This is a genomic window from Isoptericola sp. NPDC056618 (assembly GCF_042792715.1).
In the GTDB taxonomy this organism is placed as follows: Bacteria; Actinomycetota; Actinomycetes; order Actinomycetales; family Cellulomonadaceae; genus Isoptericola; species Isoptericola nanjingensis.
Window position 1 is genome coordinate 301,549 of record NZ_JBHTVZ010000003.1, and the last position, 18,003, is coordinate 319,551.

An 18,003-nucleotide genomic window follows, 5' to 3' on the forward strand; every position below is an offset into this window, starting at 1 on the left:
GCCCGTCAGCGGCGCGCGATGAGCGACACGTCGCGCACGGCGCCGCGGTCGGCCGACGTCGCCATCGCGGCGTACGCCTGGAGTGCCGGGGAGACGTAGCGGTCACGGTTCAGCGGCTGCCACGGGTTCTCCCGCGCCTCCATCTTGGCCCGGCGCTCGGCGAGCACCTCGTCGGGCACGTTGACCCGGATGAGGCGGGTGTCGACGTCGATCTCGATCTCGTCGCCGTCCTCGATCAGGCCGATCGTGCCGCCGGCCGCGGCCTCGGGCGAGACGTGCCCGACCGAGATGCCGCTCGACCCGCCGGAGAACCGGCCGTCGGTGATGAGCGCGCAGACCTTGCCCAGACCGCGGCCCTTGATGAACGACGTCGGGTAGAGCATCTCCTGCATGCCCGGGCCTCCGGCCGGCCCCTCGTAGCGCACCACGACGACGTGGCCCGGCTGGACCTGCTTGGTGAGGATCTTCTCGACGGCGTCGTCCTGCGACTCGCAGACGAGGGCCTTCCCCACGAAGTGGAAGACGTCGGGGTCGACGCCCGCGGTCTTGAAGACCGCGCCGTCCTCGGCGAGGTTGCCCCGCAGCACGGCCAGGCCGCCCTCCACGGTGTACGCGTGCTCGAGGTCGCGGATGCAGCCGTTCGCGGCGTCGGTGTCGAGGCTCTCCCAGACGTTGGACGTCGAGAAGGCCTGGGTGGTGCGGACCCCGCCGGGGGCGGCGTGGAAGAGCTCCTGCGCCCGCTCGGTGGCCTTGCCGCCCCGCACGTCCCAGTCGTCCAGCCACGCGCGCAGCGTGGGCGTGTGCACGGACGTGACGTCGTGGTCGAGCAGCCCCGCGCGGTCCAGCTCGCCGAGCAGCGCGGGGATGCCGCCGGCGCGGTGCACGTCCTCCATGTGGAAGTCCGGGTGGTTGGGCGCGACCTTGCTCAGGCACGGCACGCGGCGGCTGATCGCCTCGATGTCCGTGAGGTCGAAGTCGACCTCACCCTCCTGGGCCGCGGCCAGGATGTGCAGCACCGTGTTGGTGGAGCCGCCCATCGCGACGTCGAGCGCCATGGCGTTCGAGAACGCGGCCTTCGTGGCGATCGAGCGCGGGGCGGCCGAGTCGTCCTCGTCCTCGTAGTAGCGCTTCGCGAGGTCGACGATGGTGCGGCCGGCCTCGAGGAAGAGCTCCTTGCGGGCGGCGTGCGTGGCCAGCGTGGAGCCGTTGCCCGGGAGCGACAGCCCGAGCGCCTCCGTGAGGCAGTTCATCGAGTTGGCGGTGAACATGCCGGAGCACGAGCCGCAGGTCGGGCAGGCGTTCTCCTCGACCTGGGCGAGCGCGGCGTCGGACACGTTGTCGTCGGCCGAGTAGTTGATCGCGTTGATGAGGTTCAGGGGCGTCTTCGCGACGCCGTCGGCGACGACCGCCTTGCCGGCCTCCATCGGCCCGCCCGACACGAAGATCACCGGGATGTTGAGGCGCAGCGCCGCGTTGAGCATGCCCGGCGTGATCTTGTCGCAGTTGGAGATGCACACGAGGGCGTCGGCGCAGTGCGCGTTGACCATGTACTCGACCGAGTCCGCGATGAGGTCGCGGCTGGGCAGCGAGTAGAGCATCCCGGCGTGGCCCATCGCGATGCCGTCGTCCACCGCGATGGTGTTGAACTCCTTGGAGACGCCGCCCGCCTCGCGGATCGCCGAGGCGACGAGGTCCCCCATGTCCTTGAGGTGGACGTGGCCCGGCACGAACTGCGTGTACGAGTTCGCGATCGCGACGATCGGCTTGCCGAAGTCCTCCGAGCCCATGCCGGTCGCGCGCCAGAGCGCGCGGGCACCGGACATGTTGCGGCCGTGGGTGGACGTCCGAGAGCGCAGGGGACGGCTCATGTCAGCTCCTTCGACGAGTTCTGCCGCGCGTCGCGAACGACGCGCACGAGCACGCTACGCCCGCCGTCCCGCATCGCGGGCATCCGTCCGCCCACTGGTCGGTTTGTCGGGTGAAACGTTCCGAAGGTCACGGATCGGTTGCGGTGCCCCGGGCGACGTGTGCATGTTGTCCACGGTTCAACCGTTATCCGTTCAAACCGGACGAACCATCCCCACGCAGCGCACCACGATCAGGGAGCTCACTCATGACCGCGACCGCCGCAGGCAGCACGACCGGCACGACCGTCACCGACCGCGCCCGGAGCGGGGAGGACGCCGAGGACGTCGTCACCCGGCCCGGCGCCCGGCGCGCCCTCGCGCTGTGTCGCATCCTCCTGGCCGTGGTCTTCCTCTGGCCGGTGGCCGACAAGACCTTCGGCCTCGGGTACGCCACGCCGGACGAGCGGGCCTGGGTGGCGGGCAGCTCGCCGACGGAGGGCTACCTGAGCTCGATCGAGAGCCCGCTGGCCGGCGGTTTCGCCGCGCTGAGCGGCCCCGTCGTCGACTGGCTGTTCATGCTCGGGATGCTCGGGACGGGGCTCGCGCTCCTGCTCGGGATCGGGCTGCGCGCGGCCGCCGTGGCGGGCGGGCTGCTCATGCTCACGCTGTGGCTGTCGACCTGGCCCTTCGCCGCGGGCTCGCAGAACCCGCTGGTCGACCAGCACCTCGTCTTCACGGCGCTGCTGGCGGCCCTCGCGCTGACCCGCGCCGGCGACACCTGGGGCCTCGGCCGCGCCTGGGCGGCGTCGCCGGTGCCCGGCAGCGCGAGCTGGCTGCGCTGACGCGCCCGGGCACCCCACGGCGCCGGCGCGGTCAGGCCGCGCCGGCGCTGTGGGTGTGCTCCAGCTCGTCGGCGTGGCGGATGTGCCGCGTCACCCACGGGGCGAGCAGCAGCAGGATCCCCGCGAACACGAGGGCGACGAGGCCGATCCCGCCGAAGTACGCGGTGTCGGAGGCCCCCTCGGTCGCCTCGATCGTCTGCGCCGTGATCGCCTGGCCGGCGGCCGACGACAGGAACCACAGGGCCATCGCCTGACCGCGGAAGGCGCGCGGCGCCAGCAGCGTCGTCGCCGCGATCCCCACCGGGGACAGGCACAGCTCGCCGAGCGTCTGGATCACATAGACCCCGATGAGCACCCACGGCGGGGCGAGCTCGTCCGCGAACACCTCCGACATCCCCGCGAGGAACAGGAACGACAGGGCCGCGAGCGTCAGGCCGATGACGAACTTGTACGCCGTGGGCGGCCGGTCCCCCGTCTTCGTCCAGATCCACGCGAACACGGGCGCCAGGAGGATGATCGACGCCGGGTTCACCGACTGGAAGAACGCCGGCGACAGGTCGATGCCGAACAGCTGCAGCTGGGTCCGGTCGGCGGCGAAGGCCGCGAGCGTCGTCGCCGCCTGCTCGAAGATCATCCAGAACAGCATCGCCGCGACGAAGAGCGGCACGTACGCGACGACGCGCGGCCGCTCGGCCGCCGTCACGCGCTTCGAGCGGTACATCACGACGAGCAGCACGACCGGCGTCACGAGCGCGAGGTACGACACGGCGTCGATGAACGTCTCGACGGCCCAGCCCCCGGCGACGACGGCGGCCAGCGCGGCCGCCACGACGATGGCGCCGACCACGTAGAGCCCCAGCCGCACGACGGCGGGGCGGTCCTCGGGCGTGATCGGGTTCGGCACGTCCGTCCCGGCGGCGCCGAGGTACCGGTAGCCGCCGACGAAGAAGACGAGCGCGAACGCCATCCCGATCGCGGCCACCGCGAAGCCCGCGTGGTAGCCCCACGCCTGCTCCACGACGCCGACGATCAGCGGGGAGAAGAACGACCCGAGGTTGATCCCCATGTAGAAGATCGAGAAGGCCGGGTCCCGGCGCTCGTCGTCGCGCGAGTACAGCTCGCCGACCATCGACGACACGTTCGGCTTGAGCAGGCCGGTGCCGAACGCGACCAGCCCGATCCCCAGCATCGAGAAGCCGTACGTGGGCAGCGTGAGCGACACGTGCCCGGCCGCGATGACGATCCCGCCGTAGAGCACCGCGCGCCGCGCCCCGATCACCCGGTCGGCGAGCCAGCCCCCGACCACCGACAGCAGGTAGACCGACGTGCCGTAGATCGACACGAACGCCGCGCCCGTGGTCGCGTCCATCCCGAGGCCGCCGTTGGCCACCGTGTCGGTCAGGTAGTAGAGCAGGATGGCGCGCATCCCGTAGTAGCTGAACCGCTCCCACAGCTCCGTGCCGGCCAGCGTCATGAGGCCGCGCGGGTGCCCGAAGAACGCGCGGTCGCCCTCGTGCTCCGGGTGCGACGGCGGCGCTGCCTGATCGGTCATGAAAAAACTCTCGCACCGGCGGAAGACGACGGCGACCGGGGAACACGGGGCCACGTACGGTGACGGCATGGCGGCGAGCGTGATGTGGTTCCGGCGAGACCTGCGGCTGCACGACAACCCGGCGCTCCTCGCCGCGATCGAGGAGGCGCGCGACGCGGGCGGGGACGTCGTCGGTCTCTACGTGCTCGACGACGCGCTGTGGCGGCGGGCCGGCGCGGCGCGCCTCGCCTACCTGGCGGGCTCCCTGGCGATGCTCGACGACGCGTGCGACGGCCGGCTCGTGGTGCGGCGCGGCGACCCGCGCGAGGTCGTCCCCCAGGTCGCGCGGTCGGTGGGCGCGCGCGGCGTGCACGTCGCGGCCGGGCACGAGCCCTACGGCCGCCGGCGCGACGGCGCGGTCGAGGAGAACCTGGCCGACGCGGGCGCCGTCCTGACCAGGACCGGCTCGGCGTACGCCGTGTCCCCCGGGCGGCTGCGCACCGGGCAGGGGTCGCCCTACCAGGTCTTCACCCCGTTCCGCGGGGCCTGGCTCGCCCACGGCTGGCGGGCCCCCGCGCCGCGGCCGCGCGAGGTGCCGTGGGCCCGGCTGCCGTCCGACGGCGTCCCTGCGGCCCCGCCGTGCGACGCACGCCTGCCGAGGGCGGGCGAGGCGGCGGCCCGGCGCCGCTGGCACGAGTTCGTGCGCGCGGGCCTGGCCGGTTACGCCGAGGGCCGCGACCGCCCCGACCTGGCGGGAACCTCGGAGATGTCGGCGCACCTGCGCTGGGGCGAGATCCACCCGCGGACGATGCTGGCCGACCTGGCGGCCGCGGAGGCCGCCGGCCTCCCGGCCGAGGCGGTCGCCACGTACCGCTCGGAGCTGGCATGGCGGGAGTTCCACGCCGACGTCCTGCACCACCGGCCGGACGCCCGGCGCCGGTCGCTGCGCGCCGTCGTGCCCGACGACGCGTGGGCGAACGGGGCGGCGGAGCGGGACGCGTTCGACGCCTGGGCCGCCGGCCGCACCGGGTTCCCGCTCGTCGACGCCGGCATGCGCCAGCTGCTCGCCACCGGATGGATGCACAACCGGGTGCGGATGGTGGTGGCGTCGTTCCTCGTCAAGGACCTGCACGTGCGCTGGCAGCGGGGCGCCGCGCACTTCATGGCGCACCTCGTGGACGGCGACGTCGCGCAGAACCAGCTCAACTGGCAGTGGGTGGCCGGCACCGGCCACGACGCCGCCCCCTACTTCCGGGTGTTCAACCCGGTGACGCAGGGCAAGAGGTTCGACCCGGACGGCGACTACGTGCGCCGCTGGGTGCCCGAGCTGCGCGAGGTCGAGGGCAAGCGCGTGCAGGAGCCCTGGCGCCTCGACCCGCCGCCGGAGGGCTACCCCGCGCCGATCGTCGACCACGCGCACGAGCGGCGCGTCGCGCTCGACGACTTCGAGCGCGCGCGCCGCTGAGCGGGACCGGGCGGGTCAGCGGCGGTCGAGCCTCACCTGGCGGTTGACGTCCTTGTACAGCAGGTAGCGGAACGGCTTCGGGCCGCCGGCGTAGCAGGCCTGCGGGCAGAAGGCGCGGAGCCACATGAAGTCGCCCTCCTGCACCTCGACCCAGTCGCCGTTGAGGCGGTAGACGGCCTTGCCCTCCAGCACGTACAGGCCGTGCTCCATGATATGGGTCTCCGCGAACGGGATGGAGCCGCCGGGCTGGAACGTCACGATGTTGACGTGCATGTCGTGCGCCAGGTCGTCGGGGTCGACGAAGCGCGTCGTGGCCCAGGCGCCGTCGGTGTCCGGCATGGGGCGCGGCTCGATGTCCTGCTCGCGGGTGACGAAGGTCTTCGCCGCGTAGCCGTCGATGCGCTCGTAGACCTTGCGGACCCACTGGAACGCGGCCTTGGCGTCCGAGCGGTTGTGCAGCGACCACTGGTCGCCGGCGGCGAGGTAGGCGTAGCCGCCGGGCTCGAGGGTGTGCTCCTCGCCGCCGACCGTGAGGGTCAGCGTGCCCTCGGTGACGAAGACGACGGACTGGACGGTGTCCTCGACCTCGCCGCGGTCGGCGCCGCCGCCCGGGGAGACCTCGACGACGTACTGCGCGAACGTGGTCGCGAAGCCCTCGACCGGGCGCGCGAGCACCCACAGGCGGGTCTTCTCCCAGCCGGGCAGGTTGGAGGTGACGATGTCGCGCAGCACGCCGCGCGGGATGACGGTGTACGCCTCCGTGACGATCGCCCGGTCGGTGAGCAGCTCTTCCTGCCCGGGCAGGCCGCCCTGCGGGGTGTAGTAGCGGGTCGTCTGGGGACCTGGCTGCGTCATCGGCACGCTCCTTGTGGTGATGGACGGCTGAACATCTGTCTTTCGTGAGACGGAATTCAGTTTCTGCGATGTGAGATTAGTGCGCCCGCCTCCCGGCGGTCAAGCGGCAGCCTCATCCTGCCCGCGCCCGCCGCGGCCGACGACCCGACGCCGCGCGTGACGGGCTTGACAAGCGGATCACCTCCGCCCAAATTGGTATACCAACGCGCTACGGAAGCGCGCTTTCGCTCGACGAAACCCGCCCGTACGGCACCTGGAGGACGAACTCCATGAGCACCCTCGACCGGGCCGCGGCAGCGACGCCGCAGGCCCTGGCCGCACCGACGACGGTCGCGACCTCCCCCCGCGCCACGGCGACGACGCCGCCGCCCGGGCTCAGCCCCCGCCTCTACAACCACGACCTCGCCCCGACGCAGCGCGCCGGTCGCACCTGGCGGACCTACTCGATCTTCACGCTGTGGGCCAACGACGTGCACTCCCTCGGGAACTACGCGTTCGCCATCGGACTCTTCGCCCTCGGGCTCGGCGGCTGGCAGATCCTCCTCGCCCTCGTGCTGGGCGGCGCCCTCCTCTTCGGCCTCCTCACCCTGTCCGGCTTCATGGGCGAGAAGACCGGCGTGCCGTTCCCGGTCATGAGCCGCATCGCGTTCGGCATCCGGGGCGCCCAGATCCCCGCCCTCGTCCGCGGCTCCGTCGCGGTCGCCTGGTTCGGCATCCAGACGTTCCTCGCCTCCGTGGTGCTACGGATCCTGGTCGTCGCGCTGGTGCCCGCCGCCGCCGGCCTCGACCGGAACTCCGTCCTCGGTCTGTCGACGCTGGGCTGGATCACCTTCCTCGCCCTGTGGGGCGTGCAGCTGCTCATCGTCAGCTACGGGATGGAGATGATCCGCCGGTACGAGGCGTTCGCCGGGCCCGTCATCCTGGTGACGATGGCGGCCCTCGCCGTCTGGATGTTCCTCCAGGCCGACGCCACGATCGCCTGGAGCACCCCGGACACCAAGCACGGCGCGGACATGTGGCTCGCCGTCGTGGGCGGGGCGGCCATGTGGGTCGCCATCTACGGCACGTTCGTGCTGAACTTCTGCGACTTCACCCGCGGCGCCGTCTCGCGCCGGTCCATCGTGCGGGGCAACTTCCTCGGCATCCCGCTCAACATGGCCGTCTTCGGCGCGATCGTCGTGGTGCTCTCGGGCGCCCAGTTCGCCATCGACGGCACGATCATCGAGTCCCCGTCCGACGTGGTGCGGGCGATCCCCAGCACCCCGCTCCTCGTGCTGGCGTGCCTGGCCCTGCTGGTGCTCACCGTCGCGGTGAACCTCATGGCCAACTTCGTCGCGCCGATCTACGCGCTGACCAACCTCTTCCCGCGGAGGCTGAACTTCCGCCGCGCGGGCCTGCTGTCCGGCGCGCTCGGCCTCGTCATCCTGCCGTGGAACCTGTACGGCTCCCCCGCCGTGATCACGTACTTCCTCGGCGGCCTCGGCGCCCTGCTCGGTCCGCTGTTCGGCATCATCATGGCCGACTACTGGCTGCTGCGCCGGGCCCGGGTGCACGTGCCCGACCTGTACCGCGAGGACCCCGACGGCAGCTACCACTACGCCCGCGGGTTCAACCGGCGGGCCGTGCTCGCGCTGGTGCCGACCGCCGTCGTGGCCCTGCTGCTCGCCTTCGTCCCCGCGTTCGCCGTCGTCTCGTCGTTCTCGTGGTTCCTCGGCGCAGGCCTGGGGGTCGTCCTGTACCTCCTCGTCGCCGACCGGCGGCAGACCTTCCACGACGCGGACGGCGAGCACCTCGCCGTGCCGAGCACCCACTAGCCCCACCCGGAGACCCCGTGCGCATCCTCGTCGCCAACGTCAACACCACGTCGTCCATGACCGACGCGATCGCCGCCTCGGCACGGTCCGTCGCCTCCCTCGGCACCGAGATCGTGGGGATCACCCCGCGATTCGGCCCGGACTCCTGCGAGGGCAACTTCGAGAGCTATCTCGCCGCCCTCGCGGTGATGGACGCCGTGACCTCCTACCCGGAGCCGTTCGACGCCGTCGTGCAGGCCGGGTACGGGGAGCACGGGCGCGAGGGGCTCCAGGAGCTGCTCGACGTGCCGGTCGTCGACATCACCGAGGCGGCGGCGTCGACCGCGATGTACCTGGGGCACCGGTACTCCGTCGTCACGACGCTCGACCGCGCGGTCCCGCTGATCGAGGACCGGCTGCGCCTGGCGGGGCTCGACGCGCGGTGCGCCTCCGTGCGCGCGAGCGGGCTCGGCGTGCTGGAGCTCGAGGCCGACCCCGAGCGGGCCGTCGCCGCGATCGTCGCCGAGGCCCGGCGCGCCGTCGAGGTGGACCGGGCCGAGGTGATCTGCCTCGGGTGCGGCGGGATGGCGGAGCTCGAGGATCGCGTCGCGGCGGCCACCGGCGTGCCCGTCGTCGACGGCGTGCGCGCGGCGGTGGCGGTCGCGGAGGGCCTCGTACGCCTCGGCCTGTCCACCTCGAAGGTGCGCACCTACGCGCCGCCGCGGCCCAAGGTCGTCGTCGGGTGGCCGTTCGCCGTGCCCGCCGCGGTGTGATCGCGGCGGGCGCGGCGCGAGCTGCGCCTCAGTCCGTGCCGGCCCCGGCGCGGAACTCGTCCTCGAGGATGCTCATGACGACGGCGTCCGCCCAGCCCTGCCCGTCGCGGAAGGCGTCGCGCAGGCGCCCCTCCTCGCGGAAGCCGAGCGAGTCGTACAGCGCCCGCGCCCGCGGGTTGATGCTGATCACCGCGAGGCTCACGCGGTGGAGCCCCGGGCCGGCGCCGCCGTCGAAGGCGAAGCGCAGCACCTCCCCGATCGCCTCGCGCCCGTACCCGCGGCCCCGGTAGTCCGGCATCATCCGCAGGCGCAGGTTCGCCGACCGCAGCTCGAGGTCCACCCGGTCGAGGGAGATCTCACCGAGCAGGTCGTCGCTGACGAGCTCCCCGTCCCGCACGGCGGCCGAGGTGATCGCCCAGTCGTACCGGCCGGGCAGGTCGGCCGCGCTCGCGGCCCAGGCGTCCACCTCGGCCCGGGACGACGCGGCGTTCGTGCCCATGCCCGTGAGGCGCCCGCCCTCCGGGTCGCGCAGCGACGCCCACAGCCGCTCGGCGTCCCGCGCCTCGACCGGGCGCAGCCGCACGAGCTCCCCGTGCAGGACGGGCGACCGCATCAGCCGATCCTCTCCAGCACCAGCTCGCGCACGCGCTTGGCGTCCGCCTGGCCCCGGGTGGCCTTCATGACCGAGCCGATGATGGCGCCGACCGGGCCCTGGTTGCCGCCGCGGACCTTCTCCACGATGTCGGGCTGCGCCGCGAGCGCCGCGTCGATGGCCTCGAGGAGCGGCCCGTCGTCGGAGACGACCTCCAGGCCGCGGGCCACGACGACCGCCTCCGGTTCGCCCTCGCCGGCGAGCACGCCGTCGAGCACCTGCCGGGCGATCTTGTCGTTGATGCGGCCGGAGTCGACGAGCCGCTGGAGCTCGCCGATCTGCGCGGGCGTGATCGCGAGGTCCGCGAGCTCGACCTCGTCCTGCTTGGCGCGGCGGGCCAGCTCGCCCATCCACCACTTGCGCGCGGCGGCCGGCGTGGCGCCGGCGGCGACGGTCGCCTCGATGAGGTCGAGCGCGCCGGCGTTGACGACGTCGCGCATCTCGGCGTCCGCGAAGCCCCACTCGTCGTGCAGGCGGCGGCGCCGGGCCTGCGGCAGCTCGGGCAGCGTCGCGCGGATCTCCTCGACCCACTCGCGCGACGGCGCGACGGGCACGAGGTCGGGCTCCGGGAAGTACCGGTAGTCCTCGGCGTCCGACTTCACGCGGCCGGGCGACGTCGAGCCGTCCTCCTCGTGGAAGTGGCGCGTCTCCTGGATCACGGTCTCACCCGCGTCGAGGAGCGCGGCCTGGCGCGAGATCTCGTACCGCACCGCCCGCTCCACCGACCGGAACGAGTTGACGTTCTTCGTCTCCGTGCGCGTGCCGAGCGGCGACTCGGGCGTCGCGCGCAGCGACAGGTTGACGTCGGCGCGGACGTTGCCGCGCTCCATGCGCGCCTCGGACACGTCGAGCACGCGGAAGATGTCGCGCAGCGCCTGCACGTAGGCACGGGCCACCTCGGGCGCCCGCTCCCCCGCGCCGGTGATCGGCTTGGTGACGATCTCCACCAGCGGCACGCCGGCGCGGTTGTAGTCGACCAGCGAGTACTCGGCGCCGTGGATGCGGCCGGCGGAGCCGCCGACGTGCGTGTTCTTCCCGGCGTCCTCCTCCATGTGCGCGCGCTCGATCTCGACGCGGTGCACCGTGCCGTCCTCGAGCTCGACGTCGAGCCAGCCCTCGAAAGCGATCGGCTCGTCGTACTGCGACGTCTGGAAGTTCTTCGGCACGTCCGGGTAGAAGTAGTTCTTCCGGGCGAACCGGCAGCTCTCCGCGATCTGGCAGTTGAGCGCCAGGCCGATGCGGATCGCGTACTCGACGGCGGTGCCGTTGACGACGGGCAGCGCGCCCGGCAGCCCGAGCGACACCGGCGTGGTCTGCGTGTTCGGCTCGGCGCCGAACGACTGCTCGGCCGGGCAGAACATCTTGGTGCGGGTGCCGAGCTCGACGTGCACCTCGATGCCGATCACCGGGTCGTAGCGGCGCACGGCGTCGTCGTAGGCGACGAGAGCAGGGGTCGTGGTGGTCACTGTGATGGTCTCCTGTTCTCAGCCGAGCTCGGGTGCGCGCGACAGCAGGGGCGCGCCCCACGTGGACTCGAGGGCCGACTCGAGCGCGGCACCGACGCGGTAGAGGCGGTCGTCCGCCTTCGCCGGCGCGAGGATCTGGAACCCGACGGGCAGGCCGTCGTCGGACAGGCCGTTGGGCACCGAGATGCCCGGCACGCCGGCGAGGTTGGCCGGGATGGTCGCGACGTCGTTGAGGTACATCGCGAGCGGGTCGTCCAGCTTCTCCCCCAGCTTGAACGCCGTGGTGGGCGCCGTGGGCGAGACCAGCACGTCCGCCTGCGCGAACGCGGCGGCGAAGTCGCGCTGGATGAGCGTGCGGACCTTCTGCGCGCTGCCGTAGTAGGCGTCGTAGTACCCGGCCGACAGGGCGTAGGTGCCGAGGACGACGCGGCGCTTGACCTCGTCGCCGAAGCCGGCGCCGCGGGTCGCGGCCATGACGCGCTCGGCCGTCACCGGGCCGTCGGTCGGCTCGACGCGCAGGCCGAAGCGCATGCCGTCGAACTTCGCGAGGTTGCTCGACGCCTCCGCCGGCATGATCAGGTAGTACGCGGCGAGCGCATAGTCGAAGCTCGGGCAGGAGACCTCGACGACCTCGGCCCCGGCCTTGGTCAGCAGCTCGAGCGACTCGTGGAACCGCGCGAGCACGCCGGGCTGGTACCCCTCACCCTGAAGCTGCGTGACGACGCCGACCTTGAGGCCCGACAGGTCGCCCAGCGCGCCCTGGCGCGCGGCCTCGACCAGCGGCGGGAGCGGCTCGGGGATCGACGTCGAGTCACGCGGGTCGTGGCCGCCGATGAGCTCGTGCAGCAGCGCCGAGTCGAGCACGGTGCGCGTCACGGGGCCGGCCTGGTCCAGCGAGGAGGCCATCGCGATGAGGCCGTAGCGCGAGACGCCGCCGTAGGTGGGCTTCACGCCGACCGTGCCGGTGACGGCGCCCGGCTGGCGGATCGAGCCGCCGGTGTCCGTGCCGATCGCGAGCGGCGCCTCGAAGGCGGCGACGGCCGCGGCGGAGCCGCCGCCCGAGCCGCCGGGGATGCGGTCGAGGTCCCACGGGTTGTGGGTGTTGCCGAACGCGGAGTGCTCGGTGGAGGAGCCCATCGCGAACTCGTCCATGTTCGTCTTGCCGAGGATCGGCAGGCCCGCGGCGCGGAGCTTCTCGACGAGGGTCGCGTCGTACGGCGGGATCCAGCCCTCGAGGATCTTCGAGCCGGCCGTGGACGGCAGGCCCTTCGTCACGACGACGTCCTTGACGGCGATCGGCACGCCGGCCAGCGGGTGCAGCCCCTCGCCGGCGGCGCGGCGCGCGTCGACGTCGGCGGCCGTGGCCAGCGCGTCGTCCTCGCTCACGTGCAGGAACGCGTGCACGTCGCCGTCGACGGCCGCGATGCGGTCCAGGTGGGCGCGCGTGGCCTCGACGCTGGAGGCCTCCCGGCGCGCGAGGGTCTCGGCGAGCTCGGCCGCGCTGAGGCGGGTCAGGTCCGTCATCTCACTCCTCCCCGAGGATCTGCGGGACGGCGAAGCGCCCGTCCTGCGCGTCGGGCGCGGCGGCCAGCACGTCGGCCACGGGCAGCGCCGGCTGGGGCACGTCCTCGCGGAAGACGTTCGTCAGGGGCAGCGGGTGGCTGGTGGCCGGCACGTCGGGGGTCGCGACCTCGCGCACGCGGGCGATGGAGTCGACTATGACGTCGAGCTCGCCGGCGAGCCGGTCGACCTCGTCGTCGCGCAGGTCGATCCGGGCCAGGGCGGCGACGCGCGCGACCTCGTCTCGGGAGATGGTGGACATGGCCGCCAGTCTAGTGGGCGGCAGGTGTCGGGGAGGTTGTCCCCGCATGACGGTGCGGGCACACGAACGGCCGGGACCACGCCACACAGGACGTGGTCCCGGCCGTCACGCACCGGCGGTGCTCGGCGCCCCCGTCGCAGCCGAGCGGTGCCGGGTTCCTCAGTCCATCCGCTCGTAGGCGGCCGTCGTGAGGAAGTCGATGTACTCGTCGGCCACGGCGACCTCCATGAAGGTGGTCCGCGCCTCGTCGAAGGCGGCGGCGCCGCCCGGGAGCTTGGCCACCTCCTCCTCGACGATGCGGTCGACGAGCTCCCGCGTCACCTTCTCGCCGGTGTCGGCGAGGACGACGTCGTTGTGCAGCCACTGCCACACCTGGGAGCGGGAGATCTCCGCGGTCGCGGCGTCCTCCATGAGGCCGAAGATGGCGACGGCGCCGAGGCCGCCCAGCCAGGCCTGGAGGTACTGGATGCCGACGGAGACGTTGTTGCGCAGGCCGGCCTCGGTGACGGTGCCGGGCGTCTTGTCGACCGACAGCAGGTCGGCGGCCGTGACGCGCACGTCCTCGCGCGTGCGGTCGATCTGGTTCGGCCGGTCGCCGAGCACCGCGGTGAAGGCCTCCTTGCACGTGGCGACCATGCCGGGGTGCGCCACCCAGGAGCCGTCGAAGCCGTCGCCGGCCTCGCGCGCCTTGTCGGCGCTCACCTTGGCGTAGGCCTGCTCGTTGGCCTCGGCGTCCTTGCTCGGGATGAACGCGGCCATGCCGCCGATGGCGTGCGCGCCGCGCTTGTGGCAGGTGCGGACCAGCAGCTCGGTGTAGGCCCGCATGAACGGCACCGTCATGGTGATCTGGTTACGGTCGGGCAGCAGGAACTCCGACCCGCGGGTGCGGAAGTTCTTCACCACGGAGAACAGGTAGTCCCAGCGGCCGGCGTTCAGGCCCGCGGAGTGCTCGCGCAGCTCGTAGAGGATCTCCTCCATCTCGAACGCGGCCGGGATGGTCTCGATGAGCACGGTGGCGCGGATGGTGCCGCGCGGGATGCCGAGCGCGTCCTGGGCCAGGACGAACGCGTCGTTCCAGAGGCGCGCCTCGAGGTGCGACTCCATCTTCGGCAGGTAGAAGTACGGCCCGAGGCCCTTGGCGATCTGCCGCAGGCCCGCCGTGGCGACGTAGAGCGCGAAGTCGACCAGGGAGCCCGAGGTCTCCTGGCCGTCGACCAGGATGTGCTTCTCGCTCATGTGCCACCCGCGGGGCCGCATGATGATCGTCGCGAGCTCGTCGTCGGGCTTCAGCGCGTAGGACTTGCCGGCCTCGTTGGTGAAGTCGATCCGGCGCTCGATGGCGTCGAGCAGGTTGAGCTGGCCGCCGACCACGCTGCGCCACTGCGGCGTGTTCGCGTCCTCCTGGTCCGCGAGCCAGCACTTCGCGCCCGAGTTGAGCGCGTTGACGGTCATCTTGCGGTCGGTGGGGCCGGTGATCTCCACGCGGCGGTCGACCAGCCCGGGGGCGGGCTCCGCGACCTTCCAGGAGTCGTCGGCGCGGAGGTGCGCGGTCTCCGGGAGGAAGTCGAGCGTGCCGCCGTCGGCGAGCGCCTGGCGGCGACGCTGCCGCGCCTCCAGCAGCTCCAGGCGGCGAGCGCCCAGCTCGCGCTGCAGGGTCACGATCAGGTCGAGGGCGGCCGGGGTGAGCACCTCGGTGTCGCGCTCACCGATCTCGGCGGTGATGGTCAGGCCGTCGGGGAGCTCCACGACAGTCCCTCCTTGTTCTCGTTCTACGGGGGTGTGCTGCGGCCGTGCGTTCCTTGCACAGCGGAATTCGTATTACGCCTAGCGGAAACCTGCCAGGCCGACCCTACCGGGTCACGGGTGCTCAGGCACCCACCAGCTGCTGGCGCAGCGCGGCCACGTGCCCGGTGGCCTCGACGTCGTACTCCGCGCTGCGGAGCGTGCCGTCCGGCTCGACGACGAAGGTGCAGCGGTGCACCCCGTCGAACGTCCGGTCGCCGATCGTCTTCGGGCCCCACGTGCCGTAGGCGTCGGCCACGGCGTGGTCCGCGTCGCTCAGCAGGGGGAAGGTGAGGTGCTCGGCCTCCACGAAGGCGCGGACGTCCTCGACCGGGTCCGCGGAGACCCCGACGACGGCGTACCCGGCGCCCGCGAGCGACGCGAGGTTGTCGCGGAAGTCGCAGGCCTCGGTGGTGCACCCGGGGGTGCCCGCCTTCGGGTAGAAGTACACGACCACGCCCTTGTCCGCCCCGGCGCGCACGTCCGCGAGGGACACCGGCGTGCCGGCGGAGTCGGGGAGGGTGAAGTCGGGAGCGGTGTCGCCCGGCTGGAGTCGCGTCATGTCAGTCGTCCTTCGTGGTCGTTCTCGTCGTCGGTCTCGTCGTCGGTCTCGTCGTCGGTCTCGTCGTCGGTCCCGTCGTGGGCCCTGCTCAGGCCTCGCCGCGGCGCAGCAGGGTGCCGGTGGGCTCGTCGCCCACGGGACGCCCGCGCAGCAGCGTGCGCCGGACCGTGCCCGTGAGGTCGCGGCCGGCGTACGGCGTGACCGGGTTCTTGTGGTGGAGTCGGGCCGGGTCGACGACGAACGTCGCCTCGGGCGCGAAGACCGCGAGGTCCGCGTCCTTGCCCACCGTGATGCCGCCCTTGCGCTCCAGGCCGACCAGCGCGGCCGGGCCGGAGGACATCCAGCCGACGACCTCCGCGAGCGGCACCTCGCGGCGGCGCGCCTCGGTCCAGACGACGGCGAGGCCGAGCTGCAGCGACGAGACTCCGCCCCAGGCCTCGGCGAAGTCGCCCGACGCCGGCTGCTTGAGCTCTGCGGTGGCCGGCGAGTGGTCGGTGACGACGACGTCGATCAGGCCGTCGCGCAGACCCTGCCAGAGGCGGTCCTGGTTGTCGTGCTCGCGGATCGGCGGGCAGCACTTGTAGGCCGTCGCGCCGTCGGGCACGTGGTCGGCGTCCAGGGACAGGTAGTGCGGGCAGGTCTCGACGGTGAGGCGCACGCCCTCCGCGCGCGCGGCTGCGATCATCGGCAGCGAGTCCGCGTCGGACAGGTGCAGCACGTGGGCGCGGGCGCCGGTGGCGCGGGCCGCGTCGATGAGCGCGGCGATCGCCGTGGACTCGGCCTTGGCGGGCCGGGAGGCGAGGAAGTTCTTGTAGGTGGGGCCGGGCTCCTGCGGGGCGTCCTCGAGGGTGCCCGGGTCCTCCGCGTGCACGATCATGAGGGCGCCGAACGACGTCAGCTCCGCGAGGTCGGCGCGCAGCTCAGCGTCCTCCAGGTGGCCGAACTCCGGCACCCCGGAGTCGGCGAGGAAGCACTTGAAGCCGAACACGCCGGCGTCGTGCAGGGGCCTGAGGTCCGCCGTGTTGCCCGGCACGGCACCGCCCCAGAAACCGACGTCGACGAACGCCTGGTCCACCGCGCGCTGCTTCTTGACCTCCAGGTTCGCGACCGAGGTCGTGGGGGGCAGCGAGTTGAGCGGCATGTCGACGATCGTCGTGACGCCGCCGGCCGCGGCGGCGCGCGTGGCGGTGGCGAAGCCCTCCCACTCGGTGCGGCCGGGCTCGTTGACGTGCACGTGCGAGTCGACGAGGCCGGGCAGCAGCACCTCGTCCTCGGCGAGCTCCAGCACCTCGGCGCCGGCCAGGCCGGTGCCGAGCGGAACGACGGCGGCGATCCGGCCGTCGGTCACGCCCACCTCGACGGCGCGCTCCCCCTCGGGGGTGACGGCGCGGGCGGCGCGGACGACGAGGTCGTAGGTCATGCGTTCTCCAAGGTGATCAGGGCCGGCAGGTGGTCGGCGAGCCGCGCGGCGAGGGTCTCGAGCAGGGGCCCGGCCTCGGCGATGCAGCGGGCGACGTCCGGCTCGACGTCGGTGAGGGCGTGCACGGCGGCGAGGCCGGCGGCGGCCGCTCGTGCGGGGCTGAGGGTGGTGCGGCCGCACACCGCGACCGTGGGGACGCCGGCGGCGGCCGCGGCGGCGGCCACCCCCACGGGCGTCTTGCCGTGCAGCGACTGCTGGTCGAGGCTGCCCTCCCCCGTGACGACCAGGTCGACACCGGCGAGGCGGTCCACGAAGCCCGTGAGGGCCAGCACCTCCTCGACGCCGGGCCGGCGCTCGGCGCCGAGCAGCAGGCAGGCGAAGCCCACGCCGCCCGCCGCGCCCGCGCCGGGCTCGGCGGCGTAGCCGCGGGCGCCCGTGACGCCGACGGTGGCCAGCACGTCGACCCACGTCGCCAGGCCCAGCTCGAGCTCCGCGACGGTCGCCGGGTCGGCGCCCTTCTGCGGCCCGTACACGGCGGCCGCGCCGTGCTCGCCGAGCAGCGGGTTGTCCACGTCGCTCGCGAGCACGATCTCGGTGTCCGCGAGCGCGGGGTGCAGTCCCGCGAGGTCCACGTCGGTCAGCTCGTGCAGGTGGCCGCCGCCGTCGGCGACGTCCCCCGCCCCCGACGCGAGCCGCGCGCCGAGCGCGGCGAGCATGCCGGCCCCGCCGTCGGTGCTGGCGGAGCCGCCCACCCCGACGACGATCTCCCGGGCCCCCGCGTCCAGGGCGTGCGCGATGACCTCACCGAGCCCCCGGGAGGACGCCGCGAGCGCGGTGGCCGGCGTCGGGGTCACCTGGGCGAGGCCGGTGACCGCCGCCATCTCGACGACGGCGGTGGCGCCCCGGCGGGCGTACCGGGTGGCGACCGGCTCCCCGAGGGGGCCGGTCGCCACCAGGTCCACCGCGGCGTAGCCGGCGGCGAGGGCGGCCTCCAGGGTGCCCTCGCCCCCGTCGGCCACGGGCAGCTCGTCGACGACGACGCCGGGCACGGCCCGCCGCAGGCCGGCCGCCAGGTGGGCGGCCACCTCGCCGGCGGTCAGGGAGCCCTTGAACTTGTCCGGGGCGAGCAGCACGCGCGCCGCCGTCGGTCCCGTCGTCGTCGTCACTGCCGCTCCACCCCCTCGTCCGTCGGG

The 18,003-nt window shown here is 73.2% G+C and carries 15 protein-coding genes; 4 read left to right on the plus strand and 11 right to left on the minus strand.

From position 1 onward, the window contains the following. Positions 1–5: 5 nt before the first annotated feature. On the minus strand, positions 6–1,868 hold the full coding sequence (gene ilvD / locus ACFQ8T_RS07265) for a dihydroxy-acid dehydratase (RefSeq protein ID WP_430545873.1): 1,863 nt from the start codon (positions 1,866–1,868) through the stop codon (positions 6–8). A 245-nt stretch (positions 1,869–2,113) separates the two neighbouring features. Here ilvD and ACFQ8T_RS07270 point away from each other — a divergent pair, with 245 nt between their 5' ends. Continuing rightward, positions 2,114–2,689: a DoxX family protein gene (locus ACFQ8T_RS07270; RefSeq protein ID WP_430545874.1), complete on the plus strand. Its 576-nt coding sequence runs from the start codon at positions 2,114–2,116 to the stop codon at positions 2,687–2,689. 31 nt (positions 2,690–2,720) lie between these two features. Here ACFQ8T_RS07270 and ACFQ8T_RS07275 read toward each other — a convergent pair whose 3' ends face one another. Then, positions 2,721–4,241 carry a peptide MFS transporter gene (locus ACFQ8T_RS07275; RefSeq protein ID WP_430545875.1) on the minus strand — a complete coding sequence of 507 codons (1,521 nt, stop codon included), beginning with the start codon at positions 4,239–4,241 and terminating at the stop codon, positions 2,721–2,723. 67 nt (positions 4,242–4,308) lie between these two features. On the opposite strand from ACFQ8T_RS07275, the gene ACFQ8T_RS07280 reads away from it, so the two are divergent. Then, entirely contained in the window at positions 4,309–5,685 is a 1,377-nt protein-coding gene (locus ACFQ8T_RS07280) for a cryptochrome/photolyase family protein (protein WP_430545876.1), read from the plus strand. Positions 5,686–5,700: 15 nt separating this feature from the next. Here ACFQ8T_RS07280 and ACFQ8T_RS07285 read toward each other — a convergent pair whose 3' ends face one another. Continuing rightward, positions 5,701–6,540: a bifunctional allantoicase/(S)-ureidoglycine aminohydrolase gene (locus ACFQ8T_RS07285; protein WP_430545877.1), complete on the minus strand. Its 840-nt coding sequence runs from the start codon at positions 6,538–6,540 to the stop codon at positions 5,701–5,703. Between the two features lie 269 nt (positions 6,541–6,809). On the opposite strand from ACFQ8T_RS07285, the gene ACFQ8T_RS07290 reads away from it, so the two are divergent. Together ACFQ8T_RS07290 and ACFQ8T_RS07295 are read left to right on the plus strand one after the other, a co-directional pair. Further along, positions 6,810–8,354, plus strand: a complete 1,545-nt coding sequence (locus tag ACFQ8T_RS07290; protein ID WP_430545878.1) for an NCS1 family nucleobase:cation symporter-1 — start codon at positions 6,810–6,812, stop codon at positions 8,352–8,354. 17 nt (positions 8,355–8,371) lie between these two features. Beyond that, complete coding sequence (locus tag ACFQ8T_RS07295; protein ID WP_430545879.1) at positions 8,372–9,106, plus strand: aspartate/glutamate racemase family protein; 735 nt, start codon at positions 8,372–8,374, stop codon at positions 9,104–9,106. A 28-nt stretch (positions 9,107–9,134) separates the two neighbouring features. Here the strand turns inward: ACFQ8T_RS07295 and ACFQ8T_RS07300 are convergent, their stop codons facing one another. The 8 genes from ACFQ8T_RS07300 to ACFQ8T_RS07335 all read right to left on the minus strand — a co-directional run bounded on the left by ACFQ8T_RS07300 (position 9,135) and on the right by ACFQ8T_RS07335 (position 17,976). Beyond that, on the minus strand, positions 9,135–9,719 hold the full coding sequence (locus ACFQ8T_RS07300) for a GNAT family N-acetyltransferase (protein WP_429763818.1): 585 nt from the start codon (positions 9,717–9,719) through the stop codon (positions 9,135–9,137). Continuing rightward, positions 9,719–11,224, minus strand: a complete 1,506-nt coding sequence (gatB, locus tag ACFQ8T_RS07305) for an Asp-tRNA(Asn)/Glu-tRNA(Gln) amidotransferase subunit GatB (protein WP_430545880.1) — start codon at positions 11,222–11,224, stop codon at positions 9,719–9,721. The genes ACFQ8T_RS07300 and gatB overlap by 1 nt, the downstream gene beginning before the upstream one ends. Positions 11,225–11,242: 18 nt before the next feature. Then, positions 11,243–12,748, minus strand: coding sequence for an Asp-tRNA(Asn)/Glu-tRNA(Gln) amidotransferase subunit GatA (gene gatA, locus ACFQ8T_RS07310; protein ID WP_430545881.1), 1,506 nt, complete (start codon positions 12,746–12,748; stop codon positions 11,243–11,245). A gap of 1 nt (position 12,749) precedes the next feature. Continuing rightward, positions 12,750–13,046, minus strand: coding sequence for an Asp-tRNA(Asn)/Glu-tRNA(Gln) amidotransferase subunit GatC (gene gatC / locus ACFQ8T_RS07315; protein WP_429731461.1), 297 nt, complete (start codon positions 13,044–13,046; stop codon positions 12,750–12,752). A gap of 159 nt (positions 13,047–13,205) precedes the next feature. Next, positions 13,206–14,792, minus strand: a complete 1,587-nt coding sequence (aceB, locus tag ACFQ8T_RS07320) for a malate synthase A (RefSeq protein WP_430545882.1) — start codon at positions 14,790–14,792, stop codon at positions 13,206–13,208. A gap of 121 nt (positions 14,793–14,913) precedes the next feature. Then, on the minus strand, positions 14,914–15,390 hold the full coding sequence (bcp, locus tag ACFQ8T_RS07325; RefSeq protein ID WP_430545883.1) for a thioredoxin-dependent thiol peroxidase: 477 nt from the start codon (positions 15,388–15,390) through the stop codon (positions 14,914–14,916). An 88-nt stretch (positions 15,391–15,478) separates the two neighbouring features. Then, on the minus strand, positions 15,479–16,810 hold the full coding sequence (gene allB / locus ACFQ8T_RS07330) for an allantoinase AllB (protein ID WP_430545884.1): 1,332 nt from the start codon (positions 16,808–16,810) through the stop codon (positions 15,479–15,481). Continuing rightward, a complete protein-coding gene (locus ACFQ8T_RS07335) occupies positions 16,807–17,976 on the minus strand; it encodes a glycerate kinase (protein WP_430545885.1) in 1,170 nt (389 codons plus the stop codon). The genes allB and ACFQ8T_RS07335 overlap by 4 nt, the downstream gene beginning before the upstream one ends. Between the last annotated feature and the right edge of the window lie 27 nt (positions 17,977–18,003).

Excerpts from the sequence above, each read along its gene's own strand:
- ilvD (WP_430545873.1), bottom strand. The coding sequence starts at position 1,868 with ATGAGCCGTCCCCTGCGCTCTCGGACGTCCACCCACGGCCGCAACATG.
- ACFQ8T_RS07270 (WP_430545874.1), top strand. The coding sequence starts at position 2,114 with ATGACCGCGACCGCCGCAGGCAGCACGACCGGCACGACCGTCACCGAC.
- ACFQ8T_RS07275 (WP_430545875.1), bottom strand. The coding sequence starts at position 4,241 with ATGACCGATCAGGCAGCGCCGCCGTCGCACCCGGAGCACGAGGGCGAC.
- ACFQ8T_RS07280 (WP_430545876.1), top strand. The coding sequence starts at position 4,309 with ATGGCGGCGAGCGTGATGTGGTTCCGGCGAGACCTGCGGCTGCACGAC.
- ACFQ8T_RS07285 (WP_430545877.1), bottom strand. The coding sequence starts at position 6,540 with ATGACGCAGCCAGGTCCCCAGACGACCCGCTACTACACCCCGCAGGGC.
- ACFQ8T_RS07290 (WP_430545878.1), top strand. The coding sequence starts at position 6,810 with ATGAGCACCCTCGACCGGGCCGCGGCAGCGACGCCGCAGGCCCTGGCC.
- ACFQ8T_RS07300 (WP_429763818.1), bottom strand. The coding sequence starts at position 9,719 with ATGCGGTCGCCCGTCCTGCACGGGGAGCTCGTGCGGCTGCGCCCGGTC.
- gatA (WP_430545881.1), bottom strand. The coding sequence starts at position 12,748 with ATGACGGACCTGACCCGCCTCAGCGCGGCCGAGCTCGCCGAGACCCTC.
- gatC (WP_429731461.1), bottom strand. The coding sequence starts at position 13,046 with ATGTCCACCATCTCCCGAGACGAGGTCGCGCGCGTCGCCGCCCTGGCC.
- bcp (WP_430545883.1), bottom strand. The coding sequence starts at position 15,390 with ATGACGCGACTCCAGCCGGGCGACACCGCTCCCGACTTCACCCTCCCC.
- allB (WP_430545884.1), bottom strand. The coding sequence starts at position 16,810 with ATGACCTACGACCTCGTCGTCCGCGCCGCCCGCGCCGTCACCCCCGAG.